This is a genomic window from Microbacterium sp. KRD172 (assembly GCF_017168295.1).
In the GTDB taxonomy this organism is placed as follows: domain Bacteria; phylum Actinomycetota; class Actinomycetes; order Actinomycetales; family Microbacteriaceae; genus Microbacterium; species Microbacterium profundi.
Map to the genome: position 1 here is coordinate 1,962,068 of NZ_JABFAS010000002.1, position 16,102 is coordinate 1,978,169.

The 16,102-nt window shown below is 67.0% G+C and carries 15 protein-coding genes; 6 read left to right on the forward strand and 9 right to left on the reverse strand.

Annotated elements, in window-relative coordinates; translation table 11 throughout:
• Positions 1 to 4 precede the first annotated feature (4 nt).
• The 4 genes from J1M43_RS09900 to J1M43_RS09915 form a co-directional block, all read right to left on the reverse strand.
• Complete coding sequence (locus J1M43_RS09900; RefSeq protein ID WP_033104607.1) at positions 5 to 607, reverse strand: histidine phosphatase family protein; 603 nt, start codon at positions 605 to 607, stop codon at positions 5 to 7.
• Between the two features lie 90 nt (positions 608 to 697).
• Entirely contained in the window at positions 698 to 1,726 is a 1,029-nt protein-coding gene (locus J1M43_RS09905) for an aldo/keto reductase (protein WP_206476584.1), read from the reverse strand.
• Positions 1,727 to 1,937: 211 nt separating this feature from the next.
• The gene (locus tag J1M43_RS09910; protein WP_033104608.1) at positions 1,938 to 4,226 is read right to left on the reverse strand and encodes a polyribonucleotide nucleotidyltransferase; all 2,289 of its coding nucleotides are present in this window, start codon (positions 4,224 to 4,226) and stop codon (positions 1,938 to 1,940) included.
• Between the two features lie 147 nt (positions 4,227 to 4,373).
• The gene (locus J1M43_RS09915) at positions 4,374 to 6,299 is read right to left on the reverse strand and encodes a GDSL-type esterase/lipase family protein (RefSeq protein WP_234000164.1); all 1,926 of its coding nucleotides are present in this window, start codon (positions 6,297 to 6,299) and stop codon (positions 4,374 to 4,376) included.
• A gap of 154 nt (positions 6,300 to 6,453) precedes the next feature.
• Here J1M43_RS09915 and J1M43_RS09920 point away from each other — a divergent pair, with 154 nt between their 5' ends.
• Positions 6,454 to 7,074, forward strand: coding sequence for a DedA family protein (locus tag J1M43_RS09920; protein ID WP_052166645.1), 621 nt, complete (start codon positions 6,454 to 6,456; stop codon positions 7,072 to 7,074).
• A 9-nt stretch (positions 7,075 to 7,083) separates the two neighbouring features.
• Positions 7,084 to 7,263 (forward strand): DUF5302 domain-containing protein, encoded by a 180-nt coding sequence (locus J1M43_RS09925; RefSeq protein ID WP_033104610.1) that lies wholly within the window; start codon positions 7,084 to 7,086, stop codon positions 7,261 to 7,263.
• 58 nt (positions 7,264 to 7,321) lie between these two features.
• On the opposite strand, the gene J1M43_RS09930 is transcribed toward J1M43_RS09925, so the two are convergent.
• Positions 7,322 to 8,758 (reverse strand): cation:dicarboxylate symporter family transporter, encoded by a 1,437-nt coding sequence (locus J1M43_RS09930; protein WP_206476585.1) that lies wholly within the window; start codon positions 8,756 to 8,758, stop codon positions 7,322 to 7,324.
• 153 nt (positions 8,759 to 8,911) lie between these two features.
• Between J1M43_RS09930 and J1M43_RS09935 the strand changes: the two genes are divergently transcribed.
• Positions 8,912 to 10,213 (forward strand): ATP-binding protein, encoded by a 1,302-nt coding sequence (locus tag J1M43_RS09935; RefSeq protein WP_206476586.1) that lies wholly within the window; start codon positions 8,912 to 8,914, stop codon positions 10,211 to 10,213.
• Complete coding sequence (locus J1M43_RS09940) at positions 10,210 to 10,890, forward strand: response regulator (protein WP_206476587.1); 681 nt, start codon at positions 10,210 to 10,212, stop codon at positions 10,888 to 10,890. The genes J1M43_RS09935 and J1M43_RS09940 overlap by 4 nt, the downstream gene beginning before the upstream one ends.
• A 5-nt stretch (positions 10,891 to 10,895) precedes the next feature.
• Here the strand turns inward: J1M43_RS09940 and J1M43_RS09945 are convergent, their stop codons facing one another.
• Together J1M43_RS09945 and J1M43_RS09950 are read right to left on the reverse strand one after the other, a co-directional pair.
• Positions 10,896 to 11,540, reverse strand: a complete 645-nt coding sequence (locus tag J1M43_RS09945) for an FMN reductase (RefSeq protein ID WP_033106123.1) — start codon at positions 11,538 to 11,540, stop codon at positions 10,896 to 10,898.
• A gap of 2 nt (positions 11,541 to 11,542) precedes the next feature.
• Complete coding sequence (locus J1M43_RS09950; protein WP_033104614.1) at positions 11,543 to 12,769, reverse strand: LLM class flavin-dependent oxidoreductase; 1,227 nt, start codon at positions 12,767 to 12,769, stop codon at positions 11,543 to 11,545.
• 130 nt (positions 12,770 to 12,899) lie between these two features.
• Here J1M43_RS09950 and J1M43_RS09955 point away from each other — a divergent pair, with 130 nt between their 5' ends.
• Together J1M43_RS09955 and J1M43_RS09960 are read left to right on the forward strand one after the other, a co-directional pair.
• Positions 12,900 to 14,039 carry an acyltransferase family protein gene (locus J1M43_RS09955; RefSeq protein WP_206476588.1) on the forward strand — a complete coding sequence of 380 codons (1,140 nt, stop codon included), beginning with the start codon at positions 12,900 to 12,902 and terminating at the stop codon, positions 14,037 to 14,039.
• A gap of 132 nt (positions 14,040 to 14,171) precedes the next feature.
• Positions 14,172 to 15,176, forward strand: coding sequence for an isopenicillin N synthase family oxygenase (locus J1M43_RS09960; RefSeq protein ID WP_033104615.1), 1,005 nt, complete (start codon positions 14,172 to 14,174; stop codon positions 15,174 to 15,176).
• A gap of 62 nt (positions 15,177 to 15,238) precedes the next feature.
• Here J1M43_RS09960 and J1M43_RS09965 read toward each other — a convergent pair whose 3' ends face one another.
• Both J1M43_RS09965 and J1M43_RS09970 read right to left on the reverse strand, forming a co-directional pair.
• Complete coding sequence (locus J1M43_RS09965; protein ID WP_206476589.1) at positions 15,239 to 15,595, reverse strand: transcriptional regulator; 357 nt, start codon at positions 15,593 to 15,595, stop codon at positions 15,239 to 15,241.
• Entirely contained in the window at positions 15,588 to 16,016 is a 429-nt protein-coding gene (locus J1M43_RS09970; protein ID WP_206476590.1) for a hypothetical protein, read from the reverse strand. Before J1M43_RS09970 ends, J1M43_RS09965 begins: the two co-directional genes overlap by 8 nt.
• Positions 16,017 to 16,102: the final 86 nt, after the last annotated feature.

Genomic DNA, 16,102 nt, shown 5'->3' on the forward strand with positions numbered 1-16,102 from the left:
CAGCTCACACCGGCATCGGGTCGGGCAGGCCGGTGCGAAGCTCGACCGGCAGGTGCGCGAGATCGTTGTGAGTGAGCATCGTCCACGGACGGCCCTGCTTCTGCGCGATGATGCTGAGTCCGCCGTTGGCCTGGTTCATCGTCATCCATCGCCACGCCGGTGCACCGAGCACCTCGCGGATGAACCACGAGATCACGAAGTTGTGCGTGATGAGCACTTCGTGCACATCGCCCTGCTTGCGAATGAGGAACTCGTTCACGGCGTCTGCCATCTGAGCGCTGCCCGCCTCGATCTCCGCATCCGTCACCGATCCGAAGAACGGCTCGTACGCCGCCGGGGTCTCGTCTGTCATACCCGTCGGCACGCAGTCGAACAGCAGTGCCGAGGGCTTCGGAGTCACCGCCGGCAAACGCTCTGCGATCGTCCGAGCCGTCTCCGTCGCGCGGATCAGAGGAGAATGCCACACCGCATCCAAAGGGAGACCGGAGAGCCGGTCGGCGATCAGCTCCGCCTGACGAACGCCCCGAGGCGAGAGGGGTCCGTCATCGAGTCCGTGTTCCGCGTCCTGCTGTTCACCATGTCTGACCAGGTATAGGTAATGCGTCAAGACCCACTCGCTTCGTCGTCGTTGGCTTTCGCCCAGGCGTCATTCCACCCTATGTCACCCCTGTGACAAGCGGCTACGAATCGACGCGCGTCAGTTCCCGGCGCGCGTCAGGTCGGCGATCTGCGTGCGCGACAGGGTGATGCCGGCGCCCTGCATGAGCTCCTCGACGTGCTGCGTCGCGAACGTGTTGACGATGGGAGCGGCGATCGTGCGCTGCGCGAGCAGCCAGGCGATCGAGACGGCAGCCACTGGGGCCGAGATCTCGGTCGCCACCTGGTCGAGCGCGCGGAGGATCCGGATGCCGCGACGGTTCAGGTGTCCGCGCAGCTGCTCCCCACGCACGCCCTGCGACATCAGCGCCTTGCTGCGGTGCCTGCCGGAGAGGAAACCGTGCTCCAGCGCGTGAGAGGGAGTCACGGCCAGGCTCTGCGCGCCGGCCACCAGTCGGAGGTCGCCCTCGAATGTCTGTCGCCGGATCAGGTTGTAGGGCTCGTCGAGCACTTCGATGCGCGGATATCCCGCGGCTGCGAGGATGCGTGCCTCGACCAGTCGCTCAGGCGCGAAGCCGAAGGCGCCGACCGCGCTGATCTTGCCCGCGTCGCGCAACCACTCGACCGTGGCCAGCGTGTCTTCCAGATTCGTCTGCTGATCGAGAGTCGCATCGAGGTGCAGCACATCGATCTGCTCCGCCCCGAGTCTGGTGAGCGAACCTTCGACCGCACGCACGAGGTTCACCGAGCCGAGGCCCGGGTTGTCCGCGTGCGAGCCGATACGCACGCTCAGCAGCGTGCGCTCCCGATGCCCGCGCGAACGCAGCCACTGCCCGATGATGTGCTCGCTGCGACCGCCGGAGAAGCCGTCTGCCGTGTGGATCGCGTTGCCACCGAACTCCACGTAGCGATCGAGGATCGCATGGCTCGTCTCGAGGTCGACGTTCCAACCGAACTCGGCCGCTCCCAGCATGAGCGGGAACGTCTCCAGGCCTGTCTCGCCGAGCGGTACGCGGATGCCCTCGCCGACCCCTGGACCGACCACGGGGATCGGGGCGGACGGATGCACGAGCGAATGCTCCTGCAGGCTCGCCTGCTGATCAGCAGCGTCTGCGCTGAACAATCGCATCCTCATCACCCCCGCACATGTCCTGTAGCTACGAACTGCGTGATCTGTGTGCACCCCCCGGTGCGTATCTCGAGAGTAAGCGACGCCGGAGACGACTCCGACCATTGGCGGTAACGCTCGGCAAACTTTGCATAACGTTTCGATCACATCAGATACGAAGAAGGCCCGGATCCCGCTCACGTGGAGCGGAATCCGGGCCTTTCCGTGTGGCTTACGCCTCGGCGGTCTCCGCCTCGGGCGCGGCTTCGGCGACCGGTGCCTCAGCGGCTGCGTCGTCGAGGACGGGCTCGAGCGACAGCTTGCCGCGGTCGTCGATCTTCGTGATCTTCACGAGGATCTTCTGGCCGACCGAGAGCACGTCGTCGACGTTCTCGACGCGCTTGCCACCGGCGAGCTTGCGCACCTCGGTGACGTGGAGCAGTCCGTCCTTGCCGGGCAGCAGCGAGATGAAGGCACCGAACGATGCGATCTTCACGACAGTTCCGAGGAACTGCTCGCCGATCTCCGGGTTGGTGGGGTTGGCGATCGCGTTGACCTGGGCACGAGCAGCCTCGGCCGAGGGACCGTCGGTTGCGCCGATGTAGACGGTGCCGTCCTCCTCGATGGAGATCTGCGCACCGGTCTCGTCCTGGATCGCGTTGATCGTCTTGCCCTTCGGGCCGATCAGCTCGCCGATCTTGTCGACGGGGATCTGCACGCTGATGACGCGCGGCGCGGTGGGCGCCATCTCGTCAGGAGCGTCGATCGCGGCGTTCAGAACACCGAGGATCGTCAGACGCGCGTCCTTCGCCTGCGTCAGCGCACCGGTGAGCACGTCGGACGGGAGTCCGTCGAGCTTGGTGTCGAGCTGGATGGCAGTGATGAACTCGCTGGTACCCGCGACCTTGAAGTCCATGTCGCCCAGTGCGTCTTCCGCGCCGAGGATGTCGGTCAGGGCGGCGTAGCGCGTCTGGCCGTCGACCTCGTCGGAGACGAGGCCCATCGCGATGCCGGCGACGGCTGCGCGCAGCGGCACACCCGCGTTCAGCAGCGACAGGGTCGAGGCGCAGACAGAGCCCATCGACGTCGAGCCGTTGGAGCCGAGCGCCTCGGACACCTGACGGATCGCGTACGGGAACTCCTCGCGGCTGGGCAGCACAGGCGCGATCGCACGCTCGGCCAGGAAGCCGTGCCCGATCTCGCGACGCTTCGGCGACCCGACTCGGCCGGTCTCACCGGTCGAGTAGGGCGGGAAGTTGTAGTGGTGCATGTAGCGCTTGGAAGTCGTCGGGGACAGCGAGTCGATCTGCTGCTCCATCTTGAGCATGTTCAGCGTGGTGACACCCATGATCTGGGTTTCGCCGCGCTGGAAGATCGCGGAACCGTGCACCCGCGGGATGACCTGCACCTCTGCGTCCAGCGGGCGGATGTCGGCAAGTCCACGGCCGTCCATGCGGACACCCTCGGACAGCACGCGACCGCGCACGATCTTCTTCGTCAGCGACTTGTATGCGCCCGAGACCTCACCGGCGGCGGAAGCAGGAAGGGTTCCGGCCTCGACGGCGGTGGCGACCTCGGCCTTGACGCGGTCCTTGACCTGGTCATCGGCGCTCTGACGCTCGATCTTGTCGGCGATCAGGTAGACCTTCTCGAGATCAGCCGTCGCGGATGCGGCGATGAAGTCGTAGGTTGCCTGCTCGTACGCCGGGAAGACCGGGTAGACGCCAGGAGCCTTCGAGGAGTGCGAAGCCATCTCGGCCTGCGCCTCGACGAGCTGCTTGAGGAACGGCTTGGCGGCTTCGAGGCCACCGGCGACGACCTCCTCGTTCGGCTTGACCGCGCCGCCCTTGATGAGGTTCCAGCTGTTCTCGGTGGCTTCGGCCTCGACCATCATGATCGCGACGTCTTCTGAGCCGTCCGACTTCTTGACGACCCGACCGGCGACCATCAGGTCGAACACGGCCTCTTCGACCTGAGCCTGGTTCGGGAACGCGACCCACTGGTCGGCGTTCTCGCCCTGGCCGGGGATGAGCGCGAGGCGCACACCGGCGATGGGGCCGGAGAACGGCAGACCCGAGATCTGGGTCGACGCGGAAGCCGCGTTGATCGCCAGAGCGTCGTAGTACTCACCGGGAGCGATCGACAGCACAGTGATGACGACCTGGACCTCGTTGCGGAGGCCGTCGACGAACGACGGACGAAGCGGACGGTCGATCAGACGGCAGACCAGGATGGCCTCGGTCGAGGGACGGCCCTCGCGGCGGAAGAACGAGCCGGGGATCTTGCCTGCTGCATACGAACGCTCTTCGACGTCGACGGTCAGCGGGAAGAAGTCGAATCCTTCGCGAGGGTGCTTGCCCGCGCTGGTGGCGGAGAGGATCATCGTCTCCCCGTCGAGGTAGGCCGCAACCGAACCCTGCGCCTGCTGAGCGAGGCGGCCGGTTTCGAAGCGGATGGTGCGGGTGCCGAAGCGGCCGTTGTCAAGAACGGCCTCGGCGGCAGTGATTTCAGGACCTTCCAAGAGGTCTCTCCTTCTTTGTTTAGACTCGTCCGTCCGTGTGACGGGCGAGATCATACGTCAGCGCGCACAACACGGCGCGCGAACTGCACACAGCAGTCCGGTCCCAGCCTACCAGCGCATGCAGAATTCGCGGATGACCTGGGCGCCTCAATGGACTTCGACGCTCCGCATCGACGACGAACGGCCGATGTAGACATAGTCGTCGTGCTTGGCCACACGTCCGTCGCCGGCCACCCGACCACGCAGACGCCGCCATACCCAGGGCAGGGCGTGGTGCTGCCACCACGCGGCTCGGGTCGTGGCATCGATGTCGTGCAGCACCTGATCCAGCGCGCCGAGGGTGTCTGCGTGCGGCACACCGAGCATCTCTCCTGCCTGATAGGCGAGGAAACGGTGTCCGCGGCTGCTGAGATGCACCAGGTCCTCGCCCCAGTTCGGCCTGGACGAGAGCTCCGGGTGCAGATCGGTGTCGATGAGCATCGCTCCCGTGCGCTCCGCGACACCGGCCAGCCGACTGGCGAAGTCGGCGAATCTGCGGGTGAACAGCCGCGCGGCCCTCCGGTCGGGCAGGAACGGTGTCACGAGCAGCACGTCCGCCCCGTCGTCGCGGAGTGTCTGCACCACTTGCTCGACCTGTGCGGCGAGCGCAGGGACGTCGGCGTGGGATTTCACGAGATCGTTGGCACCGATCAGGATCGACACGAGGTCGGGCCGCAGCTCGCGCGCCTTGGTGAGCTGCTCCCCGGACACATCGCGCACCCTCCGGGATCGCACGGCGAGATTCGCATAGTGCAGGCCGCCGCGGGCAGCCAGCAGGAGCGCCATGCGATCTGCCCACCCGCGCAGCGCGCCGTCGGGCGCTGGGTCGCAGAGTCCCTCGGTCAACGAGTCGCCGAGCGCGACGTAGCGCTGCCAGCGTCGCCCCGCCGTCGGCGGCGCGGGCTCCGGCCTGCGGACGCGCGCGCTGCGCAGTTGCCGATCGAGACCGTGCAGCCCGCGGGCCTCTTCGAAGTGCCCGAGCAGCTGGCCGCACACCGCCTGCCAGCTGCGTCCCTCGACGGCGGCCCGGCCGGCGACCCCGAATGCACGGCGCTTGCGACCGTCGCCAGCGAGATCGGCCACCCGCATGCGAAGGTCATCCAGGTCCCCCGGCCGGTACAGCCATCCGTCGATGCCCATCCGCACCAGATCGAGTGGGCCGCCCCGCCCCGTCGCGACGATCGGCACGCCACTCGCGTGGGCTTCCTGCAGAGTCTGCCCGAACGTCTCGCTCTCCCCCGGGTGCACGAAGATGTCGAACGACGCGATCGCCTGTGCGAGGGCATCGCCGTCGAGATGGCCGAGGAACACGGCATCCGGCATCTCCGCCTGAAGGCGCGCCCTCGACGGCCCGTCTCCGACGATGACGAGGCGCACGCCGGGCACCTGCTGCAACACGGCGAGGTCTTCGACCTGCTTCTCTGCCGCCAGCCGTCCGACGTAGCCGACGATGACCTCTTTCGTCATGCACCGCTGCCAACTCTCGTCGCGACGCGAAGGGTGGAAGCGTTCAGCGTCCACTCCTCGCCCCCAGCGGCGGATGCGGTCGACGCCGAGCCCGGTCAGCTGATGCTCGGATTCGGTCGAGGGGACGAGCGTGAGGGTCGCCCGGCGGTGCAGGCGGACGATGTGGTTGCGCGCGAACGTCGTGGTCGCGGGGAGCCGGTAGCGCTCCGTGTAGGCGGCGATGTCGGTCTGATACGCGGCGACAGCGGGTATGCCGCGACTGGATGCGGCGAGCGCACCACGCCATCCCAGCGCGAACGGTGACGCGAGGTGCACCACATCGGGGCGGAATCGTTCCAGTGACGCCGCGACGCGCCGAGTGGTCGCGGCGCCGATCCTGACGTTGCGATAGCCGGGCAGTGCCAGGCTCGCCACCGGCTCGATCGGGGCGCCGTGCACCCGGGAGGGGATGCCGACAGCGTCAGGCGCGATCACGTGGGCCTCGTGGCCGTTGCGCTCGAGGTGGCGCAGGATCTGCAGCACAGACCCTGTCACGCCGTTCATGTGCGGCAGGAAGGATTCGGTCACGATTGCGACTCTCACGATCTCAGGATGACGCCACGGGTCACACGCATCCGACAACGGCGGGCCCTGTACCCGAGTGTTCACCTGTTGCATGACTGACCTTCACCGGCTGTCCCCGATTCCGTTTCCGTTCACCTTCGGCGCGCAGAGTTGACGCGTGATTCCGGAAGCGCTCGCTGATGCGGTGACCGGCCCATGGTCCCTCGTGGTGATGGGCCTGCTGGTCTTCGGCGATGCGTTCTTCGTGATCGTGCCCGGCGAGATAGCGGTCACCGCGCTGGGTGCGCTCTCGACCTCCACCGGGACGCCGCCGCTGTGGACGGTGATCCTGTGCGCAGCCGTCGCCGCTGCCTGCGGGGATCTGCTCTGCTACGGGATCGGCCGATGGGTGGGGCTCGACAGGTGGCGATGGATGCGCACCGAGCGTCTGCAGCGCGCGCAGCGGTGGGCGCGGGGCCGACTGGAGGCGGGAACGGCGGTCGTGCTGTTCACCGCGAGGTTCATCCCCTTCGCGCGACTCGCGATCAACCTCGTCGCCGGCGCGACCCGGATCCCGTTCCCCCGCTATCTGGGATTGGTCGCGCTCGCGGCCACGGGGTGGGCGACGTACCAGGCCGCGATCGGCGCCCTGTTCGCTGCGATCCTCCCTGACGCGCCGATCGTGTCGGTGCTGATATCCGTGGTCGTCGCCATCGGACTCGGCGCGCTGATCGATCTGCTCATCCGCAGGCGTGCGCGCCGACGAAATCCTGTCGCGACTCGTCTGCCGTCCGGCTAGGCTGGCGTCATGAGCACCGAAGAAGGCGCAACCTCCTCGTCCGAGGAGATGAAGCGCAAGTTCAAGGAAGCGCTCGAGAAGAAGAACGCACATCACCGCAACGGTGAATCGCATCTGGACGGCGACTCCGCCGTCCACGCGGCGAATGCCCCGCAGACGCGACGTGAGTTCCGACGCAAGAGCGGATGACCACCAAGAGGGCCACCCCCGATCGGGATGGCCCTCTTCCTCTTGCGGACGCTCGGGTTCAGCGTTGCGCGCGCGCCTTGGCCCTGGTCTCCTTCGCCGCCAGTTCTGCAACGGCCGCTTCTTCCAGGCCCTGAGTGCCGACAGCATCCGTCGCGGTGGACATCCCGTCGTGGGACGAACCGTCCAGCATCGACTCGTCGAACGGCTCGCCCCCGCCGAGCACGCGCCGCGCTCGCGCCGGATCGATCTGCTTGGTCCAGGTTCCGATGAGCAGAGTGGCCACGGCGTTGCCGGTGAAGTTGGTGAGAGCGCGGCCCTCGGACATGAAGCGGTCGATGCCCACGATCACGCCGACCCCGTCGACGAGGTCGGGGCGGTACGCCTGCAGACCCCCGGCGAGAGTGGCGAGGCCCGCACCGGTGACGCCTGCGGCCCCCTTGCTCGCGATGATCATGAACAGCAGCAGTCCGATCTGCTCGCCGATCGACATGGGCTGCCCCATGCCCGCCGCGATGAACAGGGACGCCATCGTCAGATAGATCGCCGTGCCGTCGAGGTTGAACGAGTACCCGGTCGGCACCGTGATCCCCACGACCGGCTTGGACACCCCGACATGCTCCATCTTCGCGATGAGCCGCGGGAGCGCCGACTCCGACGACGACGTGCCGACGATGAGCAGGTACTCGCGGCCCAGGTACTTGATGAGCTGGAAGATGTTCAGTCGCGTCACCGCGTACAGCAGCGTGCCGAGCACACCGATGATGAACACGATGCAGGTGATGTAGAACGCGACCATCAGCAGGCCCAGTCCCCAGATCGCCGCGATGCCGGTCTTGCCGACGACAGCGGCGATCGCACCGAACGCACCGATCGGCGCGAGCCACAGGATCATGCCGAGGATGCGGAACACCAGCACCTGAAGGTGCTTCACCGCGGCCATGATCGGCGCGCCCTTCTCGCCGAGTCCCTGCACGGTGAATCCGACGAGCAGCGCGATGAAGAGCACCTGCAGCACGCTCTCACCCGTGAAGGCCGAGAAGAACGTGGTGGGGATGATGCCGAGGATGAAGTCCTGCGTGGACTTCGCCTCCGTGGTGGTCGCGTCATAGGACGCACCGGCCATGTCCAGACCGGTGCCCGGGTGGATGATGTTCCCCACGACCAGACCGATCGCCAGGGCGAACGTCGACATCAGCATGAAGTACACCAGCGCAAGCCCGCCGATCTTCCCCACTGTCGCCGCCTTGGCGATGGATCCGACCCCGACGACGATCGTGCAGAAGATGATCGGCGCGATCATCATCTTGATCAGCGACACGAATCCCTTGCCGAGCGGTTCGAGGCTCTGCGCGAACTCCGGCCAGATCAGTCCCACTGCGGCGCCCAGCACGACGGCGATGAGGACGGACACGTACAACCACGTGTGCTTGTCCCAAGCGCGTTTGCCTTTTCGCCAGTTGTATCCGGGGAGTGAGAAGCTCGTGGTGATGGCCATGGGTTACCTCCGTGATCATGAACTGCGTCGTCACATGACGTCCGGCGAAGCGCCGGGTGAACGGAACTCACCCTCCCTGGGTTCTCAGACGCTGACCATTTGTGGTCGTGTTGGTCGTGGCCCACCGGGCCGAGTAAGCAGAGGGAGATCGCGATGGTGCGTTCGGAGCGCAGCCGCAGTGCGGCATCACACGTGTTCGTCGTCCTCCTCGTGGCCGCGGTCCTCGTCGGAGCGATCGCGGCAGCCATCCTCGCACTTCAGACTCAGCGCTCATCCCGAGCCGAGGCCGAGCAGCTCACACGCGCGCTCGCTCAGTCCCTCGCCGACTCGCCGAGCGTGATCGAGGCGCTCGACGGTGCAGACGCGGATGCCGCCTCCGCAGCGCTGCAGCCCTACGCCACCGCGGTCGTCGAGCACTCCGCGCTCGACTTCATCACCGTGATGACGTCGACGGGAGTGCGCGTGACCCATCCCGACCCCGCCCGGCTCGGCGAGCAGTACCTCGGCACGATCCCCGCCACGCCCACGACGCTCACCGAGGAGTTCACCGGCACGCTCGGCGCCTCGATCCGCACGATAACGCCGGTCGCGAACGCGGCTGGTGAGAGCGTCGGGTGGGTCGCGGCAGGCGTCACGGTCGAGTCCGTCGCCGAATCGTTCCTCGGGCGGCTGCCATCTGCGGTCGCGATCGCGGCACTCATCATCGCCGCCGGCTCTCTGGGTGCCTTCCTCGCGCGCCGCTATACGCGCCGCATAGCGGGCGATCTGCCGGCCGGCCGGGTGAGGGACGCGGTCGCGTCGTACGAGTCGGTGCGCACCCTCGGCGAGGCGCTGCGCGCACAGACGCACGAGCACGGCAATCGCATGCACACGGCGATCGCGCTGCTGGAGCTCGGCCGCACCCGTGAGGCCATCGACATCCTTGCGGAGACGTCGCAGCAGAGCCAGTCGCTCGTGGATCAGGTCACCGCACGGCGGGACGGCGATCCGACCGTCGGAGCGCTGCTGCTCGGCAAGGCCTCTCAGGCGAAGGAGCGCGGTGTCGAGTGGTCAGCGGACATCGCCCCCGACGCACCCCGCTCCGTCCTCGCGCCGATGGACAGCATCGCGGTGCTCGGCAATCTCATCGACAATGCTCTGGATGCCGCCGCAGCCGCCCCCGTGCGCTGGCTGCGTGTCGTGCTCCGCTCCGCATCGAACGGCGGCGGGCTCGTGCTGGAGGTCTCCGACAGCGGCGCAGGAGTTCCGGCAGCCGTGCGCGAGCAGATCTTCCAGCACGGATTCTCGACGAAGCCCGCCGGCGCAGAGGGCAGAGGAGTGGGACTCGCACTGGTGCGATCGATCGTGAACGAGGCAGGAGGGACAGTGGAGATCCTCGACGAGCCGACGACGTTCCGTGTGACGCTGCCCGGTGCACGTGCATCCCGCGCGGAGACGAAGGGACCGTTGCCATGATCCACACGCTCCTCGTCGACGACGACGCGCTGACTCTGGAACTGCATCGGGATTACATCGAGCGGATCGACGGCTATGCGGTGGTCGGAGAATGCAGCGGCGCCCGTGCGGCCCTCACCGCGCTGATCGAGAGCCCTCCGAAGGAGGGAATCGATCTGGTCCTGCTCGACATGACGATGCCGGACGGCTCGGGGCTCGACGTCCTCCGTCATCTGCGCGCACGATCGATAGTCGTCGATGTGATCGCGATCACGGCTGTGCGCGATGCCGAGACCGTGCGTCAGATGGCCGCCCTCGGCGTCATGCAGTACCTCGTCAAGCCCTTCACCTTCGCCACGTTCAGGGAACGGCTCGAGCAGCACCGCGCCTACAGCGCACAGGCCGTCGCGGCGGCCGGGCAGGCGAGCCAGGCCGAGATCGATGCGCTCCTGGGCGCATCGCGGCCCACCGGCAGCATCAGGGTGCCGAAGGGGCTGTCCGTCGCCTCACTGGCACGTGTGACCGCCGCGGCTCGCGATGCCGGGGTGCTGTCGGCGAGCGAGGCGGCAGAACAGCTCGGGATGTCGCGTGTGGCCGTGCGCCGCTACCTCGAGCACCTCGCCGACGAGGGCAGGCTCGAGCGCGCCGCCCGGTACCGCGGCCGCGGTCGCCCTGAGACCGAGTACCGGTGGCGCTGAAGTCGCTACTCCCCCGCGAGCCCGCCGAGCAGGTGGCCGAAGGACCGCCCCTCGCCCAGGTAGTTCGCCGGGTCGAACGGGTCGCTCGATGTCGCGGCATCCTTGCGGGCGATGGCGTCCGCGAGCTCGCGAGCCCCCTTCTCCACCCGCTTGGCCAGTGGTGCCACATCGTCGCCGGCTCCGCCCCAATCGCTGGATGCCGCGAACACTCCGGTGGAGACGGTCTCGGCATGCAGGTAGGCGAACAGCGGACGGATCGCGTAGTCGATCGCCAGCGAGTGCCTCGGCGTTCCCGCGTTCGCACCGATCAGCACCGGCTTGCCGGTGAGCGCGTCAGGATCGAGCACGTCGATGAACGACTTGAACAGTCCCGAATAGCTCGTGGAGAAGATCGGCGTCACCGCGATCACGGCATCCGCCGAGTACACCGAGTTGAGCGCCGATTCGAGCGCCGCCGGCGCGAACCCGGTCAGCAGGTTGTTCATGATGTCGTGCGCGAGGTCGCGCAACTCGATCACATCGACGGTGACCTCGATGTCGCGCTCGGCGAGTTGCTTCACGGTCTCCGCAGCCATGCGGTCGGCCAGCATGCGCGTGGAGGACGGGTTGGACAGACCCGCCGAGATGACGGCGATGCGACGATCAGTCATGATCACGCTTCCTTCCGGCCGACGCCGAACGCGGCTCCGGCGGGTGCCGGCGTGTCCTGATACGGGGAGCCGGCTGTCAGGTTGTCTCCGCGGTTCGCACCGGGGCGCGCCTCGCGCGCGGGTCCGTCGCCGAACACCGCCTTGACGCGCGACGCGTGGGTCGGAGCATCCGGAACGCTCGTCGGACGGTTCTTCGCGAGCTCCCTGCGCAGCGCAGGCACGACCTCGCCGCCGAGGATGTCGAGCTGCTCGAGCACGATCTTCAGCGGGAGACCGGCGTGGTCGATGAGGAAGAGCTGACGCTGGTAATCGCCGAACGTGTCGCGCATCGCGGCGTAGCGGTCGATGACCTGCTGCGGCGATCCCACCGTGAGCGGAGTCATCTCGGTGAAGTCCTCCATGCTCGGGCCGTGGCCGTACACCGGCGCGTTGTCGAAGTACGGACGGAACTCGTTCACAGCATCCTGAGAGTTCGCGCGCATGAACACCTGTCCGCCGATGCCGACGATGGCCTGCTCAGGCGTGCCGTGTCCGTAGTGCGAGTAGCGCTGGCGGTACAGCTCGATCAGGCGCTGGTAGTGCTCCTTGGGCCAGAAGATGTTGTTCGCGAAGAAGCCGTCGCCGTAGTACGCGGCCTGCTCTGCGATCTCCGGGGTGCGGATCGACCCGTGCCAGACGAAGGGAGCTACGCCGTCGAGCGGGCGAGGAGTCGAGGTGAAGCCCTGCAGCGGCGTGCGGAACTTGCCCTCCCAGTCCACGACGTCCTCATCCCAGAGCTTGCGCAGCAGCGCGTAGTTCTCGATCGCCAGCGGCAGCCCCTGGCGGATGTCCTTGCCGAACCACGGGTACACGGGGCCGGTGTTGCCTCGGCCGAGCATGAGATCGGTGCGCCCGTCGGAGATGTGCTGGAGCATGGCGAAGTCCTCGGCTATCTTCACCGGGTCGTTCGTCGTGATCAGTGTCGTGGAGGTGGAGAGGATGATGCGCTCGGTCTGCGCGGCGATCGCGGCGAGGGTGGTGGTGGGCGACGAGGACCAGAACGGCGGGTTGTGGTGCTCGCCCACGGCGAAGACATCGAGGCCGACTTCTTCGGCGTGCTTCGCGATCGTGATCGCGTCCTTGATCTTCTGCCGTTCGCTAGGCGTCTCGCCCGTCACGGGGTTCTGGGTGATGTCGCTGACGGTGAAGAGGCCGAACTGGATGCCTGAGGTGTCGGCGTGCTCGCTCATGTGGTGCTCCCGGGTTCTCGAGGCGGATGCTGCTGGCATGACGCTTCTATTCAAATGCATGTATATGTCACAACGCAACCCGCGCCACATTATTCCCTGCCCGCCAAGGAGAGGCCGGTAGCCTCGGAGGATGAGCACCGCCGCACAGATTCCGACTGGCCCGATCACCGGGGCGATCGCGCGGCCTCGTCGACGCGTGCCGTTCTGGGACAACGCGCGCTATGCCTGCATCGTGCTCGTCGTGCTCGGCCATGCCATCCAGCGCCTCACCTACGACTCCAGCATCGCGATGGCACTCTACCTGGCCATCTACGCGTTCCACATGCCGGCCTTCGCGATCGTCGCCGGCTACTTCTCGAAGTCCGCCCCGCCCACGCGCAAGCAGATGGCGCGGGTCATCACCGACATCCTGGTGCCGTACGTGATCTTCGAGCTGCTCTGGACCCTCACGAAATGGCTGGTCGAAGGGCAAGAGGTCCAGCCGAACCTGACGACGCCGTCATGGACGTTGTGGTTCCTGCTCGCCCTCGGCATCTTCCGACTGGTGCTGCCGTACCTCGCACTGCTGCGCTGGCCGCTGGTGTGGAGCGTGCTGATCTCGGTGGGCGCCGGCTACCTCAGCAACGTCGACAGCACATTCTCGCTCTCGCGCACCCTCGGCTTCCTGCCGTTCTTCGTGCTGGGGTGGTGGCTGCGGGAGCACGACCTGGTCAACCGCTTCCGCCTGATCGACTTCCGGCCCTGGTGGCTCCGCGCGATCGCGGTGCTCATCTTCGCCGTGGGGGCGTTCGCCGCATGGAACTGGGTCGAGCTGTGGGAGAGCATCAATCTCAACAAGTGGTTCTTCTACAACGACACGTACGTGGATCTCGGCGGTGATGCGTGGTGGTCAGGCGGTATCCGCCTGCTGCTCATCGCGATCGGTCTGGTGCTGAGCGCCGCGTTCTTCGTCCTGATCCCTCGAGGCAGGTATTGGTGGACCAAGTTCGGCCAGTACACGATGTACGTCTATCTGCTGCACTCGTTCGTGCTGTACCCGTTCCGCGAGTCAGGCATCCTGCGTGATGCGGAACCGACGTGGGTCTGGCTGCCCGCTCTGATCCTGCTGTCGGTGCTCATCGCGCTCCTCCTCGCGACGCGGCCGGTACGGTGGCTGGTCCGACCGTTGGTGGAGCCACGTGCACGCTGGTTGTTCTCCGATGCACGGCTGTCGGCGGATGTGTCCCGTCGGAACGATCCGACGGGGTCTCGGCGCTCGCGCGAGGGCTGATCATCCCGGATGTGCGCTGATCGCTCGCTGAGTTCGGAGTCGACCCGCCATCTGAACGATGTACCCGCTATCAGGTGGTAACCGTCTGAAACACATGACTCCGACCGTGCGAACTGGTCGTACGCTCGTGTTATGGCTGAACTGAACCTCCCCGTCCTCGACCTCTCCCAGCTGGACGACGGCCCGGACGCCGCCGCGAAGTTCCGAAGCGAGCTGGCCGCCGCCGCCCATGACGTCGGATTCTTCTATCTGATCGGCACAGGCATCGCCCCCGAGATCTTCCGTGGGCTGCAGCAGGCCGCCCGCGACTTCTTCGCCCTGCCCGAGGAGCAGAAGCTCGCGATCGAGAACGTGCACAGCGCGCAATTCCGGGGCTACACCCGCATCGGAGGCGAACTCACCCAGGGCAAAGTCGACTGGCGCGAGCAGATCGACATCGGACCGGAACGGGAGCCCGTCTCGGACGGCCCGGCCTTCAACCGCCTCATCGGCCCGAACCTCTGGCCGGCGGCGCAGCCCGAGCTGCGCGAGGTCGCAGAGACATGGCGCGAGCACCTCACCGGCATCTCCCGCAGGCTTCTTCGCAGTTGGGCAGAAGCGCTCGGCGCCGAGCCGACGCACTTCGACGCTGACTTCGGCGATCCGGCGAGCCTGATGAAGATCGTGCGCTACCCCGGCACGGATGCGCCGGAGCCCCAGCAGGGCGTCGGCGCGCACAAGGACTCCGGCGTGCTGACGCTGCTCTGGGTGGAGCCCGGCAAGGGCGGTCTGCAGGTCGAACGCGACGGGGCGTGGGTCGATGCTCCGCCCGTCGACGACGCGTTCATCGTGAACATCGGCGAGATGCTCGAGTACGCCACCGGTGGCTACCTCAAGGCCACCAATCACCGGGTGATCTCCCCCAAGGCTCCCGCCGACCGCATCTCGGTGCCGTTCTTCTTCAGCCCTGCCCTCGACGCGAAGCTCCCTCTCATCGAGCTGCCGGCGGAGCTGGCCGCCGAGGCGCAGGGAGTGACTGAGGATCCCCGCAATCCGATCCACAGCCTGTACGGCGAGAACGCCCTGAAGTCACGGCTCCGTGCGCATCCTGACGTCGCCGCGATCCACCACTCCGACCTCGCGGGGGCATCCGCCTGACGTCACGGGCGACGTAGACCACGACCAGGCGGTCGGATCCCGTCGCCGCTGCTCACCGTCGCTCACTCGAATCGGACGGTCGAGGCGTTCATCGATACGTTGTGGGCTGGCGCACGACCGCCGAACTCGACGATCTCCTGCAGAGCGTGCAGATGCGCGGCGAAGGCGCGTTCGCCTTTCGCCGTCGATCGCACCCAGGTTCGGGGCCGGCTTCCCACGTCCCCTCTGCGCGTCGCGACATAACCGGTCACGTGCAGGTGCGAGATGGATTTGCTCAACGCCGAGTCGCCCACCTGCAGGATCCGGGCGAGAGTGGCGAAGTCGAGCTCGTTCCCGTCGAGGAGCGCAGCCATGAGCGAGAAGCGGATCGGGCTGGCGAAGTTGTCGTCCAGACGCAGGCGCGGGTGCTTGTCAGCCATCGCGCCCGTCCAGGAACGCACTGCCGGCATACAGGCAGAAGACGACGGCCGCGCCGATCGGGCCGTACCCGAGAATGCTGCGCAGCGCCGGGGCTCCCAGCACGACGAGCGCCAGCGCCCCCGGTATCAGCCTCACGAAGAACGGCATCTCCACGCCGAGGATGCCCGCGATGAAGAAGACGGCAAGCGCGACCAGCAGGACGACACCGAGCACGATCGCGATGACCCACCGCGGCGAGATGACGGTGATGTACACGGCGAGCGTGATCGCATTCACCAGTCCGATCCACGCCGCACCGCGACGGTCGACACCTGCCTCCCGCCGTTCACGCACGGCCCTCACCTGGTCGAGGTACGCCTGGGCGATATCGGAGTTCGGCACCGGCAACGGCGCGGCTCCCTCGATCGGTCGCTGATCCATTGCACCTCCGCGTCAGCTTTCCACCTGGAAACTGGAATCCCGAAGGAGACTACGCGCTTTCCATCAGGAAAGCCATCCTTCTCTCG

Bases quoted from the DNA above. Each gene is read 5' to 3' on its own strand.
- J1M43_RS09925 (WP_033104610.1), top strand. From the start codon at position 7,084: ATGAGCACCGAAGAAGGCGCAACCTCCTCGTCCGAGGAGATGAAGCGC.
- J1M43_RS09970 (WP_206476590.1), bottom strand. From the start codon at position 16,016: ATGGATCAGCGACCGATCGAGGGAGCCGCGCCGTTGCCGGTGCCGAAC.
- J1M43_RS09940 (WP_206476587.1), top strand. From the start codon at position 10,210: ATGATCCACACGCTCCTCGTCGACGACGACGCGCTGACTCTGGAACTG.
- J1M43_RS09955 (WP_206476588.1), top strand. From the start codon at position 12,900: ATGAGCACCGCCGCACAGATTCCGACTGGCCCGATCACCGGGGCGATC.
- J1M43_RS09935 (WP_206476586.1), top strand. From the start codon at position 8,912: ATGGTGCGTTCGGAGCGCAGCCGCAGTGCGGCATCACACGTGTTCGTC.
- J1M43_RS09950 (WP_033104614.1), bottom strand. From the start codon at position 12,769: ATGAGCGAGCACGCCGACACCTCAGGCATCCAGTTCGGCCTCTTCACC.
- J1M43_RS09960 (WP_033104615.1), top strand. From the start codon at position 14,172: ATGGCTGAACTGAACCTCCCCGTCCTCGACCTCTCCCAGCTGGACGAC.
- J1M43_RS09945 (WP_033106123.1), bottom strand. From the start codon at position 11,540: ATGACTGATCGTCGCATCGCCGTCATCTCGGCGGGTCTGTCCAACCCG.
- J1M43_RS09930 (WP_206476585.1), bottom strand. From the start codon at position 8,758: ATGGCCATCACCACGAGCTTCTCACTCCCCGGATACAACTGGCGAAAA.
- J1M43_RS09965 (WP_206476589.1), bottom strand. From the start codon at position 15,595: ATGGCTGACAAGCACCCGCGCCTGCGTCTGGACGACAACTTCGCCAGC.
- J1M43_RS09905 (WP_206476584.1), bottom strand. From the start codon at position 1,726: ATGCGATTGTTCAGCGCAGACGCTGCTGATCAGCAGGCGAGCCTGCAG.